The following is a 2,650-nucleotide window of genomic DNA, read 5'->3' as shown; positions in this document are numbered from 1 at the left end:
ATATGCTTTCATCGCTTGGTTATCCGAGAGGATGGGGCGCAGTACGGAATTGCCAGAACGTGCCGCAAAGAAATTGGCATCAAAGGCTAGGTAACCACCAGACTTAGCAAGTACATGGCGATAGAGAAAAGTCAGACCATTGATCGAAGCGATTGGTGTTTGATAGGGCGAAAGATTTTGGATCGACTGAGATTCTGAGCTTACATCGATCGAAGTCGGAAAATCGACCGAGTAGGCGATCCCCTGGATATGGCTTGCGAGACCTCGCTGTTCAATCTGAGTTAGAATGGGAGCGAGGATGGACTCTCGAAACTGGTCGAGGGTGATACGGTCTGTTTCCGGAATCCCCTCAAGAACGATGACGTTGCTGGAAGGAAAATCGCGGGTGATGCAAAAGTGATTCGCTACGGTTCGCGACGGGATTGAACTCCCGTTCACTGCGATGATCCAGTGGCTTGCCGATGCCCCCGCATAAATCGTGACCGGCTCCCAGAGAAAGTGGAAAGCGAAAAAGACGACCATGGGTAGAAGGTACGATTGCAGGGAAAACGCAGAAAAATGGGGGAGAAACGAAGATGAAAGTCGTTTGGACAAAGTCCGAATATGAAAGTGGAATGGAAGCATTTTTTGCCCTTCAAATTTTTGGCGTCCTGGTTACCATTCTGCGTTATCGATTGGTCATTGTTCCGGTTTTCGAAATAACGACCAGTCGAATTACCCACAAGAATGAGAGAGCGTAGCTCAGTTGGTAGAGCAAAGGACTTTTAATCCTTGGGTCGAGGGTTCGAGTCCCTCCGCTCTCACTCTTGATTTTTCCACGAAACCCCCGGGTTCTCCAAAGGATCTGGGGTTTTTTCGTAGGCAGTGCTAGCACCTCTACAAGTGGTTTTCATGGCAAGATTTCGCACCCTTTCGCCCCCAAAAGCACCCTGCGCGCTAGCGATTCTGCTGTAGGTGCGCGGGGTAGAATCCCGGTCCTGAGCGGCTAAAAACCCGCGATCGCACACCCCTTCACGACAGGGACTGTCGTACCACGATGGGTCCGCAATGTAGAGCCGTTGTCCTCAACTGCTAATCGCCAGGAGCCAAAAACGATGGAGACAATAGCTCACCATGAAGTTGTTCGCTGCGCTCGAGTAGGGTCGCGGTCGGGATCTTCAGCAAGATCCACTACACTCCTTTGCGTCTTCGCGTGAGGTTGATCGGAGTACATAGTGGCACGACGCTCCGCCGTCGTATGTCCAACCAGTATCTCCTTAACCGCGTTGGTACGAAAAAACACTCTAAGCGCTAGCGATTCTGCTGTTGGTGTGTGAACTGAAATCCTCAGCTCCAGTGGCCAAAAGTTCCGCGTTGGTGTGGAAGTTCGCTCTGCGCCCGAGGATTGGACTTCCGCTGCCAACCGCACTGACACCACCGAATGAGATTCCCCGACCGAACGCCCCTATCCTAGTGACGCAACATCTAATCCTTTATTTGTTGGGCTCATTTTTCTATGTGTAATCTTTCAGTCTGTTGATTTGTGGGGCTCGCAAGATTTCTTCCAATAAAGAATAAACTTTCTCTTGGAAAGCTCGCATTTCCTTTCTGCGAGTAAGGCGCTGCCAAATGGAGGAATCCGGCAGCAGCCATATGTGCCAGATAATAGAATCAAACATCCCTTGAGCAATTTTTTCGTCTATATCATTATCGTATTCGTGATTGGTCCCGATCCGTAGTTTCCAATCTTCTCTGGATATCGCCAAAAAGTAACCCCATCCAGAGTCGGTTTCCGTCTCTGTCTGAACAGCATATCCTCTCTCGATCAGTTGCTTCCGCAGCCATTCGCGGAACTGATTGCCGTAGACATCGGGATGTTCGTTTTGCTCAATTGAGAATGTTTTTGTAGTGAACCGTAACGTGCGCATTTTTCTTATGCCTAACATTCTTATGCCTAACATATAGTATGCGGAATTTACCATATTCCGCCGCGGGGGTACCTCGGGGAACCGCTGGCGGCGAGATTGCGGTTTGTCACCGAAATCGTAGCGAATGACACAGGAATTCTCAATCAACTCAACTCATTTCCCCCCTGCTACCTTCCGAGCGAACGGGATAATGGCACGGGATAACGGGGACACGTCTTTGTTGTTTATCTGGACTAGTGCGGCTTCGAAGGCGATTGAATAGCAGGGTGAAAGTTCCTGTCAGGGTAACGTTACCGCCCTGTATCCGAGGGTAATTGCGTTTCCGTGAGGGAAGGTGGAAGCTAATTACAGATTATAAGGGACACACGTATTTGTTGTTTATCCGCCCGCCCGCCCGCCTGCCTGCCTGTCTGCGTGATTACAAGCAAACAAAAAAGATTTTGGGGTGCAAGCCTTGCTGTCGAGCTTTCACAATCTCCTAAATCGACTGAAATTCGTACTTCTCGAGAGCCGCGGAGATGTTTGACGACAGTCATTTAGACGTGTCCTTGATAGACGGCTACTTCGATCTACGTCGATAAACAGTTGTGGAGCAAACGCCCTCGCTTATTGCACCAACCGCTTCAGGTAGAAACGACGCTTCGTCTTGAGACTCCGGGCATCGTGAACGCTTTGCGCCTTGCCCGCTACCTGGCTGAACATGCGACCGAAATCCTTCGTCAACAGTCGCCATCGCTCGGTAT

2 protein-coding genes and 1 tRNA gene are annotated in these 2,650 nt (G+C 50.1%); 1 reads left to right on the top strand and 2 read right to left on the bottom strand.

All coding sequences use genetic code 11. The features are described 5' to 3' along the window. A partial coding sequence (locus tag ACIQ2L_RS13455; protein WP_396159687.1) for a hypothetical protein occupies window positions 1–624 on the bottom strand: 624 nt, incomplete at its 3' end. Between the two features lie 106 nt (window positions 625–730). Here ACIQ2L_RS13455 and ACIQ2L_RS13450 point away from each other — a divergent pair. Further along, a tRNA-Lys gene (locus ACIQ2L_RS13450) sits at window positions 731–803 on the top strand. Between the two features lie 690 nt (window positions 804–1,493). Here the strand turns inward: ACIQ2L_RS13450 and ACIQ2L_RS13445 are convergent. Then, entirely contained in the window at window positions 1,494–1,925 is a 432-nt protein-coding gene (locus tag ACIQ2L_RS13445; protein ID WP_396159685.1) for a hypothetical protein, read from the bottom strand. Between the last annotated feature and the right edge of the window lie 725 nt (window positions 1,926–2,650).

This window comes from Flavobacterium sp., assembly GCF_044369455.1.
Classification (GTDB): Bacteria; Bacteroidota; Bacteroidia; order Flavobacteriales; family Flavobacteriaceae; genus Flavobacterium.
Note: the sequence above shows the minus strand (reverse complement) of the source record. Positions and strands in the feature narration are given on the sequence as shown.